Annotated in this window: 17 protein-coding genes; 7 read left to right on the forward strand and 10 right to left on the reverse strand. The window is 71.8% G+C overall.

Annotation, left to right across the window (positions count from 1 at the left end):
* Positions 1 to 7: 7 nt before the first annotated feature.
* Genes IPH07_18035 through IPH07_18045 form a run of 3 tightly spaced genes read right to left on the reverse strand, consistent with a single transcriptional unit; the run spans position 8 to position 2808 of the window.
* Complete coding sequence (locus IPH07_18035) at positions 8 to 1231, reverse strand: hypothetical protein (GenBank protein MBK6919301.1); 1224 nt, start codon at positions 1229 to 1231, stop codon at positions 8 to 10.
* A gap of 9 nt (positions 1232 to 1240) precedes the next feature.
* Positions 1241 to 2257 (reverse strand): FecR domain-containing protein, encoded by a 1017-nt coding sequence (locus tag IPH07_18040; GenBank protein MBK6919302.1) that lies wholly within the window; start codon positions 2255 to 2257, stop codon positions 1241 to 1243.
* Positions 2254 to 2808 (reverse strand): sigma-70 family RNA polymerase sigma factor, encoded by a 555-nt coding sequence (locus IPH07_18045; GenBank protein MBK6919303.1) that lies wholly within the window; start codon positions 2806 to 2808, stop codon positions 2254 to 2256. The genes IPH07_18040 and IPH07_18045 overlap by 4 nt, the downstream gene beginning before the upstream one ends.
* Before the next feature lie 129 nt (positions 2809 to 2937).
* On the opposite strand from IPH07_18045, the gene IPH07_18050 reads away from it, so the two are divergent.
* Positions 2938 to 4350 carry a hypothetical protein gene (locus IPH07_18050; protein MBK6919304.1) on the forward strand — a complete coding sequence of 471 codons (1413 nt, stop codon included), beginning with the start codon at positions 2938 to 2940 and terminating at the stop codon, positions 4348 to 4350.
* Here IPH07_18050 and IPH07_18055 read toward each other — a convergent pair.
* The gene (locus IPH07_18055; protein ID MBK6919305.1) at positions 4320 to 5078 is read right to left on the reverse strand and encodes a homocysteine S-methyltransferase family protein; all 759 of its coding nucleotides are present in this window, start codon (positions 5076 to 5078) and stop codon (positions 4320 to 4322) included. The genes IPH07_18050 and IPH07_18055 overlap by 31 nt on opposite strands.
* Positions 5078 to 5659, reverse strand: a complete 582-nt coding sequence (locus IPH07_18060; protein MBK6919306.1) for a hypothetical protein — start codon at positions 5657 to 5659, stop codon at positions 5078 to 5080. Before IPH07_18060 ends, IPH07_18055 begins: the two co-directional genes overlap by 1 nt.
* A gap of 152 nt (positions 5660 to 5811) precedes the next feature.
* On the opposite strand from IPH07_18060, the gene IPH07_18065 reads away from it, so the two are divergent.
* The gene (locus IPH07_18065) at positions 5812 to 6156 is read left to right on the forward strand and encodes a hypothetical protein (protein MBK6919307.1); all 345 of its coding nucleotides are present in this window, start codon (positions 5812 to 5814) and stop codon (positions 6154 to 6156) included.
* Between the two features lie 22 nt (positions 6157 to 6178).
* Here the strand turns inward: IPH07_18065 and IPH07_18070 are convergent, their stop codons facing one another.
* From IPH07_18070 to IPH07_18080, 3 genes are all read right to left on the reverse strand, one after another.
* Complete coding sequence (locus tag IPH07_18070) at positions 6179 to 7390, reverse strand: acetyl-CoA C-acyltransferase (protein MBK6919308.1); 1212 nt, start codon at positions 7388 to 7390, stop codon at positions 6179 to 6181.
* A gap of 89 nt (positions 7391 to 7479) precedes the next feature.
* Entirely contained in the window at positions 7480 to 9285 is a 1806-nt protein-coding gene (gene argS / locus IPH07_18075; protein MBK6919309.1) for an arginine--tRNA ligase, read from the reverse strand.
* Between the two features lie 232 nt (positions 9286 to 9517).
* Complete coding sequence (locus IPH07_18080) at positions 9518 to 9823, reverse strand: hypothetical protein (protein ID MBK6919310.1); 306 nt, start codon at positions 9821 to 9823, stop codon at positions 9518 to 9520.
* Between IPH07_18080 and IPH07_18085 the strand changes: the two genes are divergently transcribed.
* The 5 genes from IPH07_18085 to IPH07_18105 all read left to right on the forward strand — a co-directional run bounded on the left by IPH07_18085 (position 9795) and on the right by IPH07_18105 (position 13842).
* The gene (locus IPH07_18085) at positions 9795 to 10895 is read left to right on the forward strand and encodes a hypothetical protein (GenBank protein MBK6919311.1); all 1101 of its coding nucleotides are present in this window, start codon (positions 9795 to 9797) and stop codon (positions 10893 to 10895) included. The genes IPH07_18080 and IPH07_18085 overlap by 29 nt on opposite strands.
* Before the next feature lie 131 nt (positions 10896 to 11026).
* Positions 11027 to 11401 (forward strand): winged helix-turn-helix transcriptional regulator, encoded by a 375-nt coding sequence (locus IPH07_18090; protein ID MBK6919312.1) that lies wholly within the window; start codon positions 11027 to 11029, stop codon positions 11399 to 11401.
* A complete protein-coding gene (locus IPH07_18095; GenBank protein ID MBK6919313.1) occupies positions 11398 to 11898 on the forward strand; it encodes an SRPBCC family protein in 501 nt (166 codons plus the stop codon). Before IPH07_18090 ends, IPH07_18095 begins: the two co-directional genes overlap by 4 nt.
* Positions 11899 to 11981: 83 nt before the next feature.
* A complete protein-coding gene (locus tag IPH07_18100; GenBank protein MBK6919314.1) occupies positions 11982 to 13016 on the forward strand; it encodes a hypothetical protein in 1035 nt (344 codons plus the stop codon).
* 52 nt (positions 13017 to 13068) lie between these two features.
* Complete coding sequence (locus tag IPH07_18105; protein ID MBK6919315.1) at positions 13069 to 13842, forward strand: inositol monophosphatase family protein; 774 nt, start codon at positions 13069 to 13071, stop codon at positions 13840 to 13842.
* Positions 13843 to 13957: 115 nt separating this feature from the next.
* On the opposite strand, the gene IPH07_18110 is transcribed toward IPH07_18105, so the two are convergent.
* Positions 13958 to 14542, reverse strand: a complete 585-nt coding sequence (locus IPH07_18110; GenBank protein ID MBK6919316.1) for a helix-turn-helix transcriptional regulator — start codon at positions 14540 to 14542, stop codon at positions 13958 to 13960.
* Between the two features lie 70 nt (positions 14543 to 14612).
* The gene (locus IPH07_18115) at positions 14613 to 14942 is read right to left on the reverse strand and encodes a DUF2325 domain-containing protein (GenBank protein MBK6919317.1); all 330 of its coding nucleotides are present in this window, start codon (positions 14940 to 14942) and stop codon (positions 14613 to 14615) included.
* Between the last annotated feature and the right edge of the window lie 3 nt (positions 14943 to 14945).

Raw genomic sequence — 14945 nt, forward strand, 5'->3', positions numbered from 1 at the left:
GCGATCGTCAGCGACCGAAGCGCACCACCGCGGCGAGCATCACCACCCACGCGCCGCGCCGCCACACCTCGAAGCCCTGGATCGCGTGGGCGCGCGCGCGCAGGGTGGTCGCCACCGTGAGTCGCCCACCGAGCGCCACCCGCGGTGCCACGCGACCCTCGAGCTGGATCGGCAGGCCCAGCAGTGGGTCGACCCGCACGAAGCGTTCGTCCCCCACGCGCGCCCCGTGCACGCTGATGCCACCGCTCGCGAGCACCGAGAGATGCAGCGCGCGGCCCAGCTGCGCGCGGTAGCCGAGGCCCGCCGCCAGCTGGGTGTCGACGGTGACGATCTCGGAGCTGCGCGTCGGCAAGACCGCGAGGTCGAGGCCGAGCGCGAGCCCACGATCGGAGGCCAACTCCGCGCCCATCGACGGCGCGGCATCGACCGCGCGTGGTCGCCACGCAAACCCCACGCCGATGCGCCCAGCGGCCGACCAACGCGGGCGCCGACGCGGCGCGGTGGGACTCGCGGCGGGCGTCGCCACCGGCTCGCGCGGTCGCGATGGCACCTCGGGCGGCGCCGCGGCGGTCGACGTGACGCTCGCCGCCGCCGCATCGAGCTGCTCACGCGCGTCCTCGATCGCGCCGTGCTCGACCGCGGTGGCGAGCGAGCGCATGCACGCATCGGCATCGTGCCCCTGCGCGACCGCGTGACCGCCGTCGCGACGATCGACGCACAGGGTGCGAGCGGCGTCGATTGACTCGGGCACGATCACGTCGCCGTGGGCAGCGAAGGCCGCGAGTACGTCGCGGCGATCCGCGGCCGCACCGGGCGCAATCACGACGTGCACACCATCCGTCACTGCCGCCGTGGAATCCGCGCCGGCGCGCGCGAGATCGACGGCGACCTGGACCAGCTCCAGCTCGACGACCGCCGCATCGCGACCACCGGCGACGATCTCGGCGCTCGCGGGCGCGACACCGCGTGCGTGCGCCGTGACGACGTAGCGATCGTCGCGACGCGCGATCGTCAGACGCGTCGTAGCGCCGGGATCGATCGCAACGCCGCCCTCGAGTAGGCGTTCGATGACGTGGCCGGTCACGCGCCGGACATCACCTGCGGCGAGCGCCCCGTCGTCGACCTCGACGCGCACCGCCGGCATCGCCGACACGACCCACCACATCGCGATCGTCAGGCCCACGAACACCCGCGCGGGCGAGATGTCGGTCGCAACGCGGCTCTCGTGCACCGCGGCGCACTAGTCACCGCAGTCCAAGCGCGCGAGGTGATCGCCGGCGCGCGCACGGGAGCTGCCCTTGGTGAATCGGCGCAGGTGCGAGCGCCAGTGCGCGCACGCAGTCGTGTCGTCACCGTGCAACTCGAGCAGGGTGCCGAGCTCGAACGAGAGCACCTCGAGCGTGTCGGGATCGTGCACCGCCGCCATCGAGCCGAGAAGCAATCGTTCGGCATCGTCGTAGTCGCCGGCATGACGCAGGCGCGCGACCTGGTCCAGCAGCTCGCCCAGATCGACCGCAGCGGCCGGCTGCGACGGCTTCTGCCGCTGTGCGGGCGTGGCGGGCCGCGGCGCAGGCACCGGCAGGTCGGGGGCCCGCGCGGGCTCGGCCGGCCGGCGATCCCAGCTGAAGCGCTGGCCCGGCAGCACCTCGTGGACCTCGGCGCCGTCGACGAACTCGACCCGCCCGTGGATGAGGTCGAGGTGACCACGCGGGCCCAGGTTCTGGATCTCGAAGCGCGTGCCGATCACGCGCACGCGGCCCGCACCCACGTCGACCTCGACCGGCGGCGCGTCACCGACGGGTCGCACGTCGAAGCTCGCGGCGCCCGCAAGCAACACGATCGTGCGATCGCGGCGGGCGAGCTGCGCGTCGGCCCAGACCTCGACCTCGACACCGATCTCGTCGAGCCGCAGCCGACACGGCGCGGCGACCTCCGCGGGAACACCGGTGAGCGTCGTCGCGCATGCGTCCTGCGGCGACGGGGTCGGGAGCGGCGCGGTGGGGTTCGGCGCCACCGCCACCGGTGCCACCGGCACCGCGGAGGCGGGCGAGGCCGGCACCCCCCGCGGCAGCCACCACCACGCCAGCGCCACGCCGAGTGCGAAGCTCGCGATCGGGATCCACACACGCGCCGGCGACGATCGCCTGCGGCCCCGAGGCGCCTCGAGCACGTGGCGTCGCAGCGTCGACGGCACCGGCACGGCGTCGAGCGCCGCGCCGAGGGCTTGCAGATCGTCGTGCAGCGGTCGGTCGATCATGGCGCCGCCTTTGCTTCGCAGTCGCGGGCGCGCGCGAGCTGGGCCTCGGCGCGCGTGAGGAGCTTCGAGACGTAGCCGGGTGACAGGCCCAGGATCGCGGCGATCTCGAGCTGCGGTGTGCCATCGAAGTGCCGCATGCAGACGATCACGCGCTGGCGATCGGGCAGTCGGTCGATCTCCGCGAGCAGCGCCCGCAGCTCGGCGCGTTCGAGCACGATGCTGTCGGGCTCGCGGGGCGCGGGTGCCTGCATGCCGAGCACCCAGCGCACCGGCGCCAGCTGCAAGAATCGCTCGCGCCGCAGCAGGTTGAGCGCACGGTGGACGGTGGCGCGGTACAGCCACCCGCCGACGTTGTCGATCAGCGCGCCGTCGTCGATGCGCTCGATCAGATCGACGAACACGTCCTGCGCGACGTCCTGCGCGAACCCGCGATCCCCCCTACCGTAGCGCAGCGCCAGCCGGTAGGTTCGTTCGCCGTGGGCATCGTACAGCTCGGCCAGCCGCGCGCGGCGGTCCTGCGGCAGCGCGGCCGCGAGCGAGGGTGCGAGCATGGCGGGCATGCAGGTCGACGACGTCTCGGCACACGAGCATCGGCGGAATTTCCTGCCGCGATCGGGAAATCGACCGGCGGGTGGTTTGCCGAGGTGGCCATGACCCCACGAGCTCGGCTCCGGACCCTGATGTTGGCCCTGTGCACCGCACTGGGCGGCTGCACCACCGATGCCGTCGATCACGACGGCCGTTGCGCACCCAAGGTGTTGGCGGGCACGTTCACCGGCCTCGACCTCGACCTGCTGCAGGGCTACACCCGCGTCGGCGGCGATCTCCAGATCCCCGAGGGCACCACCTCGCTGATGGCGCTGGGGTGCCTCGAGCACGTCGACGGCGGGCTCACGATCGCGGACCTTCCCGCGCTGGGCGACCTCTCCGGGCTCGAAAACCTGCAGCACGTCGGTGGCCTCTCGCTCTCGGGTCTTACGGCCCTCGACGACACCTCGGGGCTGTCGGGCCTGCGCGAGATCGACGACGGCATGAGCCTGTGGGACCTGCCGGCCCTGCGCGAGCTCGCGGCCCCGGCGAACCTGACGACCCTCACGAGCGTGGAGCTCGTGCGGCTCTCGGCGCTCGAGCGATGGGATGCGCCGATCGGCGTCGACGAGCTCGACCGCGTGATGATCGCGGAGGTCGAGCCGAGTGCATCGATCACGGCGCTCGTGGGCGTCACGCACATCGGCCAGCTGAACCTCGACCTCGGCCCGCAGCCGAACCCCCTGCCGGCGTCACCCCACCTGCACCTGGATGGGCTGCGCACGGCCGACGCGCTGGCGCTGCACGGCGTGCCGGCGGGTGTCATCGCGTCGCTGGGCGCACTGGAGAGCGTCGGTGGGATGACGCTCTCGTCGCCCTCGGCCACCGACCTGGCGGGCCTCGCCTCGCTGCGCACCGCCACTTCGCTGCGGATCACCAACAGCCCCGCGCTCACGTCGCTGCATGGCCTCGAAGCGCTGGAGGAGGCCAGCTCCATCGAGCTCACCTCGCTCGCCGCGCTCGCTGACCTCGACGGGCTGGCGGGCCTGCGCCGGGTGGTGGGCCAACCGCCGGCGCGCGACGGCGTCGCCGGTGACCTACCCAGCATCCAACTCGAGCGGTGCCCGGCGCTGCACGATGTCTCGGCCCTCGATGGACTCGAGTCCGACTACCTCTTCGAGCTCTCGCTGCGCGAGCTGCCGAGCCTCACGACGCTACCCAGCTGGCCAGCGCTGCGGCGCATCGGCTACCTCGACCTCGATCGCACCGGCGTCACCGACCTCGACGCGCTGCTCGGCGTGACGCGCATGGACGCTTCCTACTTTGCGGCGGGAGACCCCGCGCCGCACGACAGCGACAACTTCTCGATCACGCTCACCGACAACCCGGCACTCGCCGACCTCGAAGGGCTCGCGGGGGTGGTCGCGGTCGGTGCGTGGGGCGACCTGTACATCCACGACAACGCCGCGCTGCCGAGCTGCAGCGTGGACGCGCTGGTGGAGCAACTCGGCGCCGCCGGGCGCACCGACGGCACCTACGAGGTCGGCGACAACGGCGACTGCTGAACCTGCGCGTGGGCGAGCGCGGCGATGGTCGCGGGCGTCGAGCCACAGCAGGCGCCGATCCACGCCAATCCGTGTCGTCGCGCGAGCGCGACCAGCTGCGCCGCGAAGGCGTCGTCGTCCTGACCCGGCGCGCAGCTGGGGTACGCCGCTTCGATCACGCCGCCCGGCGCGAGCTCGAGCGCGGCCGCGATCGTCGGGAGCGCCGCGCAGTGCAGCGCGACGTGCTCGACCTCGAGTCCCGCGAGCGCGGCGGCGTGCAGCGTCGGCGTCGGCACCACCGCGGCCCACCGCCGCGGGTGCAGCCCGCGCGTGACCTCCAGCGCGCGTGCGAGTTCGTCGAGATCGACGAAGCTCTCGAGCAAGAGCACATCGATGCCCGCTTCGACCAGCGCGATGGCGGTCTCGCGATACTGCTGCGCACGGCGAATGGGCTCGACCGCGGCGGGCAGCATCGCGACGGCACCCGCCACCTGCGCGCTCGGGGCCCCGCGACGTGCCAGCGCCACGGCGGCCCGACATTGCCGCGCCACGTCGTCGCCGACGTAGTGACGGTGGGCGCAGGTGGTGTTCGTCGTGATCATCGCCGCGCCCGCGGTCGCGTAGTCGGCTGCGATCGCCGACACCAACGCGGGCGCCTCGAGGTTGGCGGCCGCCGAGAACGCCGGCGCGCGCAGCTCGAAGCCGCGGCGCGCCAGCTCGGTCCCGGTGGCGCCGTCGAGCAGGCGCATCAGTCGTTGGGGTCGCAGGTGCCCTGGCAGCAGTCCGGCATCAGGCAGATCGAGGGATCGTCCTGCATCGCGATGATCGGCATCTGCCGACAGATGTAGCCGTCGCGGTCGCACTGCGCGTCGTCGGTGCACTCGCGCGCGCAGTACTCGAAGGTGCCCTTCGAGCCCACGCACGACACACCGCCGGCCGGATCGCACATCGGGTCGTCGGCCACGAAGCGGGTGTTGGCGTCGGGCAGCACGCAGGGCTTGCTGCAGTAGCCGAGCGGCAGCTCGTAGACCACCGCCTGGTTCAGACACACCGCACCGTCGCCCAGCAGCGCCACGCACTCGGCATCGCCCGAGCAGGCGGCGCCCCAGGCGTCTTGCAGCGGCTCGGTGGCGCCGTTGGTGCCGTCGATCATCTCCGGGAACGCGCAGCCGAGCGCGGCCGCATCGTCGCCGCCGCTGGCCGAGCCCGCCGAGCTGTCGGCGTTGGTCGAGGGCGACGAGGCACCGTCGTCGTCGGAACCGGTGTCGGCGGGGCAGGCAGTGAGGGCCGCGAGCAGCGAGCCGAGCACGAGCGAAGCGCGAAACATCATGGCCGGCATCGTATGCGAACCCGCGCGGCTTTGGCCAACTTGCCGCGGCCCCCCGCGCGCTGGCGGCGGACGCACGCGCGCCCGGAGCCGCGCCCCGGTCGCCGCGGTCACGCGCCCGTGATCACTTCGGCCCCGGCGCAGTCTCCGGGATCATGCCGCCGCTTCGGACTTCCGCCCTGCTCGCGCTCGCCGTCCTCGGCGTCGCCTGCTCGAGCAAGCCCCTGCCCGACGACAAGCTCGCCTACGCCGGTCACTGGACCGGCAAGGGCGTCGACCTGACCATCACCGAGGGCGGTCGCTGCTCGTACCACCGCGTCTCCGACGACGGCAGCGTCGACGTCAACGCGCCGGTCCAGAGCTTCGACGGCGACGACTTCGTCGTCGGCCTCGCGTTCTTCAACACCACCTTCGACGTCACCGCGCCACCGCACCAGCAAGACGGACGCTGGCACATGACGGTCGACGGTCACGAGCTCGTGCGCGTCGACGCGCCGTGACGGCGGCGGCGACTGCCCCCGATCACAGCCGCTCGATCACGCAAGCAATCCCCTGCCCCACGCCGATGCACATGGTCGCGAGGCCGTAGCGGCCGCGGGTGCGCTGCAGGCCGTAGACCAGCGTGGTGAGGATGCGGGCGCCCGAGCAGCCGAGCGGATGCCCCAGCGCGATCGCACCGCCTTGCGGGTTGACGCGCTCCGGGTCGAGCTCGAGCGCGCGCATCGACGCCAGCACCTGGCTCGCGAAGGCCTCGTTGAGCTCGGCGACGTCGATGTCGGCCGCCGTCAGCTTGGCGCGCTCGAGCGCCTTGCGGCTGGCCGGCACCGGGCCGATGCCCATCTCGCCCGGGTGCACGCCGGCGTGCCCCCACGAGACCACGCGCGCCAGCGGGCGCAGATCGAACGCGCGGGCCTTGGCCAGCGAGGTGACGAGCAGCGCGCACGCGCCATCGTTGAGCGACGAGCTGTTGCCCGCGGTCACGGTGCCGCCCTTGCGGAATGCCGGCTGCAGCTTCGCGAGCTTGGCCAGCGTGGTGTCGCGGCGCACGCCCTCGTCGGCGCCGACGCGCAGCGGCTCCTCGTCGCGACCGCGCGGCACCTCGATCGGTGCGATCTCGTCGTCGAACCAGCCCTCGTCCTGCGCGTGCGCGGCCTTGCGATGGGACTCGAGCGCCCACGCGTCCTGGTCCTCGCGCGACACGCCGTAGCGCTCGGCGACGTTCTCGGCGGTCTCGCCGAGGCCCTCGACCGGATACAGCCGCTGCATCGCGGGGTTCGTCATGCGCCAGCCCAGCGAGGTGTCGAACAGCTCGGCCTTGCGCGCGAAGGCTTCGTCGGCCTTCGGCATCACGAACGGCGCGCGGGTCATGCTCTCGACGCCACCGGCGACGTAGACCTCGCCCTCGCCCGCGATGACGCCCTTGCTGGCGTGCAGCACCGCCTCCATGCCCGAGCCACACAGGCGATTGACGGTGACACCCGGCACCTCGATCGGCAGGCCGGCGAGCAACGCGGCCATGCGCGCGACGTTGCGGTTGTCTTCGCCGGCTTGGTTGGCCGCGCCGAACACCACGTCCTCGACCTGCTCGATCGCCGCGGGATTGCGCTCGGCGATCATGCGCACCGCGAACGCGGCGAGATCATCGGGGCGCACCGGCGCCAGCGCGCCGCGGAGTCGACCGATGGGGGTGCGGATCGCGTCGACGATCACGGGGATGCGGGAGTCATCGGCCATGGGAACGCTGGCCTTATCACGACTCCCGACGAACCGCCTGGGTGCGAGCCGTTGCGCGATCTCACGGGTCGCGTACGCGAGGTCGCACGCTACATCCGTGCCGGGGCCTCGATGCCCAGCTGCAGCAGCCCGAAGCGCAGCGCCTCGTGTGCCGCGCTGACCAGCGTCAGCCGTGCGATGCGCACCTCGCCCTCGCTCTGCAGCACGCGGCACTGCTTCGAGTTGACGAAGCGGTTGATCGACTTGGCGAGCTCGTGGAGGTACGCGCAAACCAGCGACGGCCGCAGGCTCGCGGCCGCCTGCGCCAGCGCAGGTCGCAACCCGTCGAGCACGGTCACCAGCTCGCGCTCCTCGGGCTGGCCGAGCGTCGCGAGCGTGGCCTGCAATGCCGCAGCGTCGGCCCCCGCCGCGGTCGCGAGCCCCTGCTCGGCGGCCCTGCGGAGGATCGAGCCGGCCCGCGCCGCGCTGTACTGCAGGTACGGCCCGGTGTTGCCCTCGAGCTCGAGCCACGCCTCGAGCTCGAACACGATCTTTTGGTTCACGTCGCGCGACAGCATGCCGTACTTGATGGCGCCGAGCGCCAGCTGGTGCGCGCAGGTCTCGATCTCGGCGTCGCTCCACTCGCCGCGGTACTTGGCGAGGTACTGCGACAGCAGGTAGCTGGTCATGCGCTCGCGCAGCGCGCGGAAGAGGATCACGTTGCCCGAGCGCGTCGCCATCGGGCCGCTCGGCAACTCGACCATCTCGTAGGGCACGTGCTCGCAGCGCGCAGCCTGGGCGAAGCCCATCTTGGCGAGGGTCAGGAACACGTGGCGGAAGTGGTCGCTCTGACGGGCGTCGACCACATAGATCGAGCGATCGATGTGGTGCTCCTCGAACTTGAGGCGCGCCAGCGCGAGGTCCTTGGTGGCGTAGAGGCTGGTGCCGTCGCGCTTGCGCAGCATGAAGAACGGCATGTGCTTGACCTCGTCGTTGACGATGCCCACCGCCCCTTCGCTGCGCACGAACACGCCCTTGGCGAGGAACTCCTCGACCAACGCGAGGCCCGGCTCGTCGACCTCGCTCTCGTAGAACACGCGGTCGAACGTGACGCCGCACCAGCGGTAGATCTCGTCGAAGTCGGCCAGCGACCACGCCCGAGTCTCGCGCCACACCGCGGTGAGCTCGGGATCGCGGGCCTCGAGTTTCTGCAGGATCTCGGTGGTGCGGGCCTTGGCCTTCGCGAGCTCGGTGACTGCGCCGGCGTCGCCGGCCTTGGCCGCGTCTTCGAGGGTCGCGAGGCGATCGCTGGCGGCCGAGTACAGCTCGCCGAGCCACTCGCCGCGGGCCTGGTCGGGCGGCACACGACCGGCGTCGTCGAGCATGTCGAGGTACCACCACAGGCACTTGGCGATGTGGGCCCCGACATCGCCGAGGTAGTTGGCGGCGATGACGTCGAAGCCGTCGCATCGCAGCAGTCGCACCAGCGCGTCGCCGAGGCAGAGGTTGCGCATGTGCCCGACGTGGAACGCCTTGTGCGTGTTGGGCTGCGAGTACTCGACCATCACGTGCTCGGCGCGCGACACCTCGACCCGTTGTGGCCCGCGCAGCAGCGGCGCGAGCACGATGGCGGCGGCGTGGCCGAGGTCGAGCTCGAGGTTGACGTAGCCGCCGCTCGCGGCTGCGGCCTTCAGCCCGGGCGCGCCCTGCAGCGCCGCGGCCAGCTCGGTCGCGATCTGCGGCGGCGCGCGGCGCAGCGCCTTGGCCAGCTTGAAGCACGGGAACGCGAGCTCGCCGAGGGTCGGATCGGGCGGCCGGGTCAGGGCCGCCGCGACCTGGGCGGCGTCCATGTCGGCACCGGGGGGAAGCGCGGCGACGATCGCGGCCGCGACGTCCTGCTGCAGCGCGGTCGTCATCGACCGGAAGCGTAGACGAGCCCACCGCGTGTCCGCAAACGGCGAGGCGGACCGCGGTTTGGCCGGTCTCCAGCGATCGCGCCAGACGCGGCGCCACGCTCGGGGCGCGTCATGATCGCCACGCCGGCGATCGCGGCCCGTCTTGGCGCTCCCGATCGGTCGCCGCGACACGATGAAAGGGATGGGTGTGCACGCCGTAGCTGCGGCATGGCCTGAGGCCACCCGAGGACGATCATTTCATGTCGACCGCCACACGAATCCCCGCTGCTGCGACCATCGCCCCCGTCATGCGTAGGACTGCGTTCGCGTTCCATGGTCTCTGGTCGCTCTGGGCGGTGGCGCCCACCTTGCTCGCCGGCTGCAACGACGACAGCACGTCGCCCGCCGCGGACTCGACGGGCGACTCGACGTCCGGCGCGACGATGACGACCAACTCGACCTTCGAGACCCTCACGACGACGTCCGCCGACGCCGTCACCAGCTCGGTCGACAGCACGGTCAGCGACACGGTGACCGACACCTTCACGACCAGCGACACCTTCACGACCAGCAACACCACCGAGGGCAGCACGGTCACGAGCGACAGCGACACCGTCGGCACCAGCTCGACCGACCCATCGGTGTCGACCACCGACCCTTCGGGCAGCTCGACCAGCGACACCGCGAGCACGACCACGGATCCCTCGGTGTCGAGCACCGACCCCACCTCGACCACCGATCCCACCGTCGGACCCACGACCGATCCGACCACGTCGTCGACCACCGATCCCACCGTCGGCACCGACACCGATCCCACCGCCGGCACCGACACCGACCCCACCGCGGGCGGCGGCTTCGACCCGCCGCCGGCGTTCGGCACCAACGTGCTCGACCTCGATCTCGTGGGCGTGTGGGGCCTCAACTGGGATCAGCCGAACGGCTTCGACTCGGTGCTCGACGTCGACGACCAGGGCAACTTCATGTGGACCGAGACCTCGGCCGACTGCAGCACGACGACGCTCGCGTCGGGCTTCCTGTGGGTCGACAACGGGCAGATCGTCATGCACGTCGAGACCTGGGAGCGGCCGCTGCCGTGGGACACCCAACCCGCGCTCGGCGAGACCTTCCCGCCGCCCTTCCGCCTGCGCATGGGCTTCTCGCTGCAGGGCAGCGGCCCCGACGACTACCTCGCGCTCGCCGGTCCGCCGACCCTCACCGAGACCGCGCCGTACACCGGCGAGTCGTACATCCGCCTGGCCTCCGACGGCGCATACATCGGCGGCAACTGGCACAGCGAAGCGCAGCTCGAGGCGATCCCCGCCGGCGAGACCAGCCCGGTCGTGATCGTGCGCGACACCTACCAGGCGCTGCTCGACGCCGAGACCGATGGCACCCCCAACGGCACCGGCGTGCGCGCGGTGAACACCACCTACTATCCGATCCCCTCGGCCTCCGACGCCTTCGCCAGCGGGAACTGGACCTGCCTCGGTGGCTGCCCCGCGATGTCGGGTACCACCCTGGTCGACGGCTCGAACCTCTACACCTACGGGCCCTACGGCGGGCAGACGCACCTGTTGACGTTCGCGAGCGGGCGCACGTTCCGCTCGGGCTACGACAGCGACTGTCCGTAGCCACGAGCTCGCATCCCGCCTCGGAGCGGGACCACGGCGCTGCGCAGCAACGCAGCCCGTGGCGGGTCAGGCATGCCTTCGAGGCGAATATTCCTTGACAGGAATATTCAGTCCGCGCAGACTGCCCGTGCATGCTCGAGACGTTCGTCGCCCTCGCCGAGGGCAGTCGTCTGCGCATCGTCGATCTGCTGCGCACCGGTGAGCGACCGGTCGGCGAGATCGGCGAGGCGTTGGCGCTGCCGCAGCCGCAGGTGTCGAAGCACCTCAAGGTGCTCAAGCAGGCCGGCCTCGTCGAGGTCGAAGCACGCGCGCAGCAGCGACTGTATCGGCTGCGCGCGGCGCCGCTGCGTCAGCTCTTCGACTGGCTCGCGGACTACCGCGCGCTGTGGGAGGAGCGCTTCGCGGGGATCGACGCCGTGCTCGCGGACATGCAACGGGCCACACCGGGCGAAGACCCCGGTCGGCCATCACCGCGGCGAGGGCCGCAGAAGCGCGCGAAGACATGAACGCAACCGACTCGAACGCCGGCGACGGCACCACGATGGACCTCGTCGGCGAGGCCGAGATCCGCATCTCCCGCAGCTTCGCCGCCCCCGCGGCGCTGGTGTTCCGGGCGCTGCACGACCCCGAGCACGTGCGAAGGTGGTGGGCCCCGGCCTCGCGCGGACAGATGACACGCTGCGAGATCGACCTGCGCGTCGGCGGCAGCTGGCGCTACGAGATGCGCACGGTCGGTGGTGAGCTCGTGGGCTTCCACGGCACGTACCTCGAGATCGATGCGCCGCACCGCGTGGTCTCGACCGAGATCTTCGATCCCTTCCCCGACGCGGGCTCGACCGTCACCGTCACCCTGGTCGAGCACGACGGCACCACCACGATGACACAACACGTCGTGTATCCCTCCCGCCAGGTCCGCGACATGGTGATCGCGACCGGCATGGAACACGGCATGCGCGAGAGCCTGCGCCAGCTCGGCGAGGTCGTCGGTGGGCTATCGGGCTAGCCGCCGCGGCGAGCCCACGGGACGTGGCTCGGGGCCCGAACCCCCCGTGAAAGCCGGGCGCCCCGTCGGGCGTTCCGGCGCCCATGGGACGCGTCCTGCCCCTGTTCGCGACCATGGCTGCGGCGGCCGCGGTCTGGCTGCACGCGCCTACGGCCATGGCATGCAAGTGCAAGGGCCCACCGACCGTGGCCCTGCCACGGCTCGACGGGCTCGCCCCCACGCAGCAGCACGCGTCGCTGCGCTGTGACGGCGGCGACCCGGCCCGCTGCACCTGGCGATCGACCCACGTCTTCGTGGTTCCTGCAGGTGCCGGTGCCACGATCGCCGGCTCGCTGCCGCCCGCGGATGACGGCGAGCTGCGGCTGGAGCTGCCCAATGGCACCATCGTCGAAGGCTCTACGACCGACGAGGTGAGCTTCGAGGTCGCGGCCACCCGCGGCGCACCGATCGAGCTGGTGCTGTCGGGGACCTTGACCTTGCCCGCCGATCGCTGCGGCTGTCACCCCCATGGCATCCGCAGCCGTCACCTCGCGGTGAGCCCGTTGCGGACCGAAGCGAAGCACACCCTGCGGTTCATCAGCAGCGGCGGCGAGCTCGCGCTCACGATCGACGAGGACATCCCGGGCGAGCTCCGGGTCGACCCGCCGGTTCCTGTGCACCGACACCGAAGCCGTGGTCGCGATCGAACCGAGCTCACGGTCAACGACGTCAGCAGACTCGAGTGGCGTCGTCGGTTCGTGCGCGGCGGTCCGCTGCTCGCCGCCGGCGGTGGCTGGGGTTCGTCCCGCGCCGTGCGGGTGCGTGCCGGCTACGAGCTCGCGTATCCCGAGCGGGTCATCTACGCCCTGGTCGGCGAGTCCGACACCACCAACGCCGTCATCGTGCCGTCGGTGCAGCACCAGACCCGGCAGAACAGCGTGCTCGTGGTGCTGCCGAGCGTCGGCACCGGCGTCGGCGTGCCGATCCGCGTGTACCCCGAGCCGCGCGCCGGCGTGCGTCTGCAGCTCGATCTGTCGTGGTGGGTCGTCAGCTTCGTCGGCACCTTCGACATCTACCCTCCGACCAAGACCGCGGCGACCCAGCTGGTCGGCGCGCTCTACGGGCAGGTCAACTTCTAGCAACGCACCGCCACGGCGCGTCGTCGCGGAGGCGGTACACTCGCGGGCGGTCATGGATCCGCAACAACTCCGAGAGCTGACCGCGTTCGCGGTCGAGAGCGCACAGCTGGCCGGTTCGTTCACGCTGGGCTACTTCAACGCGGGCACCCCCCACGAGCTGAAGGCCGATCGCTCGCCAGTGACGGCGGCCGATCGCGGCGCCGAGGAGCGCCTGCGCAAGCGCATCGAGCAGGCGTTCCCGAGTCACGGCATCCTCGGTGAGGAGTACGGCGAGACCCAAGGTCGCGAGCCGGGGCGGTGGATCCTCGATCCGATCGACGGCACCGTGTCGTTCATCTGCGGCGTGCCGCTCTATGCGGTGTTGGTCGGCTTCGAGTGGGAGGGCGAGATGGTCGCCGGCGTCATCCACCTGCCCGCGCTCGGCGAGACGGTGTGGGCGGCGAAGGGCCAGGGCTGCTGGTGGAACGGCCGCCGCGCGCACGTCTCCGACACCGCGAGCCTGTCGCAGGCGCGGCTGTGCACCTGCGGCACCAAGCTGCTGTACGACCACGGTCGCGGCGCCGCGTTCGAGCGCGTGCGCGCGCAGTGCCTGCTCGATCGCGGCTGGTCCGATGCCTACGCCTACGCGCTGGTCGCCACCGGCCGCGCGGAGATCGTGCTCGACCCGGTGATGAGCATCTGGGACACCGCCGCGTGCATGCCGTGCGTGGTCGAGGCCGGCGGCAGCTTCACCGACTGGAGCGGCAACGCCACCCATCGCGCACCCGAGGCGGTCGCGACCAACGGCGCGCTGCTGCCGGCGGTGATGTCCGCGATCCGCGGGTAGAACGCGCGGTCGCCTCACGTGCGATCGAGGCCGCGCCGCCGTCGCAGGCCGGCCTGGATGCGCCCGAGCGTGCAGTATGATTAACGAGCGGTCAAGATGCTGACCGAGCGAGCGCCTAGCGCCGACCGTAGACGATCACGTTGTACATGCGCGCGTCCGTTCTGCCGGGGTTCTCGTAGCTGTGGGGCACGTCGGCCGCGAAGCTGAGCGTGTCGCCCGAGCCGAGGTCGTACGTGGCGCTGCCCGCCCGGATGCGCACGACACCGGCGACCACGATGATTCCCTCGCGCGTCCCGGGGGCATGGGCATCGGCGACGTGGGTCGAGCGCGCCGCGAGGTGCAGCTCGTAGATTTCGGTGTCTCCCAGCGCGCGCTCCGGCGTCAGCGGGCGACTCGCGAGCTCGCCCTCGCTCGAGCGAATCACCGCCGAATCGCCCTTGCGGACCACCGTACCCCCCTCTACGCGACCCTCGCCGAGCATCGACGCGAACGGCAGGCCGAGCCCGTCGCAGATCCGCCACAGCACGCCGAGCGTCGGGTTGGTGCCGCCGGTCTCGATCTGCGACAGCGTGCCCTTCGACACCCCGGTCAGCGCCGCGAGCTCGTCGAGCGAGTAGCCGCGGGCGCGGCGGATCGCGTGCAGCCGCTCACCGACCTGGCGGGTGAAACCGTCCGAGGTCTCGGCGGGCGCGACCGCCACGGTGGCAGCAGCGACACGGGACGGGCGAGCGCGGGTGGTCGACCTTGCGGTGCGGGCCATGCGCGGCACCCTACCACGGGCGACGGACCCCGTTCATCTTCGTGCGACGGCCGGTCAGCAGCCTGACGGGCGCACCCCCAAGTTGGTCGAGGTGGTCGAGGTGGTCGAGGTGGTCGAGGTGCCCGTGCAGCTCGCTCTTGCGCGAGCGCGAACAGACCACCGGGATGTCCATCGCCCGGCAGCGCAGCCGGATCGACCGCATCATCGAGTGGTTGATCGCGTCGGTCAGCACGATGACGAGGCCGATGGTCCGCGGGATCGGCCGCCTGAACTGGTCGTGCCGCTGACCGCACCACCACTGCACCTCCTCGAACCCCTTCTCCTCGAGCAGCGCCTCCACCGG

Source organism: Deltaproteobacteria bacterium (assembly GCA_016709225.1).
In the GTDB taxonomy this organism is placed as follows: domain Bacteria; phylum Myxococcota_A; class Polyangia; order Nannocystales; family Nannocystaceae; genus Xiheibacterium; species Xiheibacterium phototrophicum.

What these genes read in the sequence shown, in the direction of transcription:
- IPH07_18060 (MBK6919306.1), bottom strand. Translation starts at nt 5,659, where the DNA reads ATGATGTTTCGCGCTTCGCTCGTGCTCGGCTCGCTGCTCGCGGCCCTC.
- IPH07_18065 (MBK6919307.1), top strand. Translation starts at nt 5,812, where the DNA reads ATGCCGCCGCTTCGGACTTCCGCCCTGCTCGCGCTCGCCGTCCTCGGC.
- IPH07_18095 (MBK6919313.1), top strand. Translation starts at nt 11,398, where the DNA reads ATGAACGCAACCGACTCGAACGCCGGCGACGGCACCACGATGGACCTC.
- IPH07_18070 (MBK6919308.1), bottom strand. Translation starts at nt 7,390, where the DNA reads ATGGCCGATGACTCCCGCATCCCCGTGATCGTCGACGCGATCCGCACC.
- IPH07_18050 (MBK6919304.1), top strand. Translation starts at nt 2,938, where the DNA reads ATGTTGGCCCTGTGCACCGCACTGGGCGGCTGCACCACCGATGCCGTC.
- IPH07_18055 (MBK6919305.1), bottom strand. Translation starts at nt 5,078, where the DNA reads ATGCGCCTGCTCGACGGCGCCACCGGGACCGAGCTGGCGCGCCGCGGC.
- IPH07_18105 (MBK6919315.1), top strand. Translation starts at nt 13,069, where the DNA reads ATGGATCCGCAACAACTCCGAGAGCTGACCGCGTTCGCGGTCGAGAGC.
- IPH07_18090 (MBK6919312.1), top strand. Translation starts at nt 11,027, where the DNA reads ATGCTCGAGACGTTCGTCGCCCTCGCCGAGGGCAGTCGTCTGCGCATC.
- IPH07_18045 (MBK6919303.1), bottom strand. Translation starts at nt 2,808, where the DNA reads ATGCTCGCACCCTCGCTCGCGGCCGCGCTGCCGCAGGACCGCCGCGCG.
- argS (MBK6919309.1), bottom strand. Translation starts at nt 9,285, where the DNA reads ATGACGACCGCGCTGCAGCAGGACGTCGCGGCCGCGATCGTCGCCGCG.
- IPH07_18100 (MBK6919314.1), top strand. Translation starts at nt 11,982, where the DNA reads ATGGGACGCGTCCTGCCCCTGTTCGCGACCATGGCTGCGGCGGCCGCG.
- IPH07_18040 (MBK6919302.1), bottom strand. Translation starts at nt 2,257, where the DNA reads ATGATCGACCGACCGCTGCACGACGATCTGCAAGCCCTCGGCGCGGCG.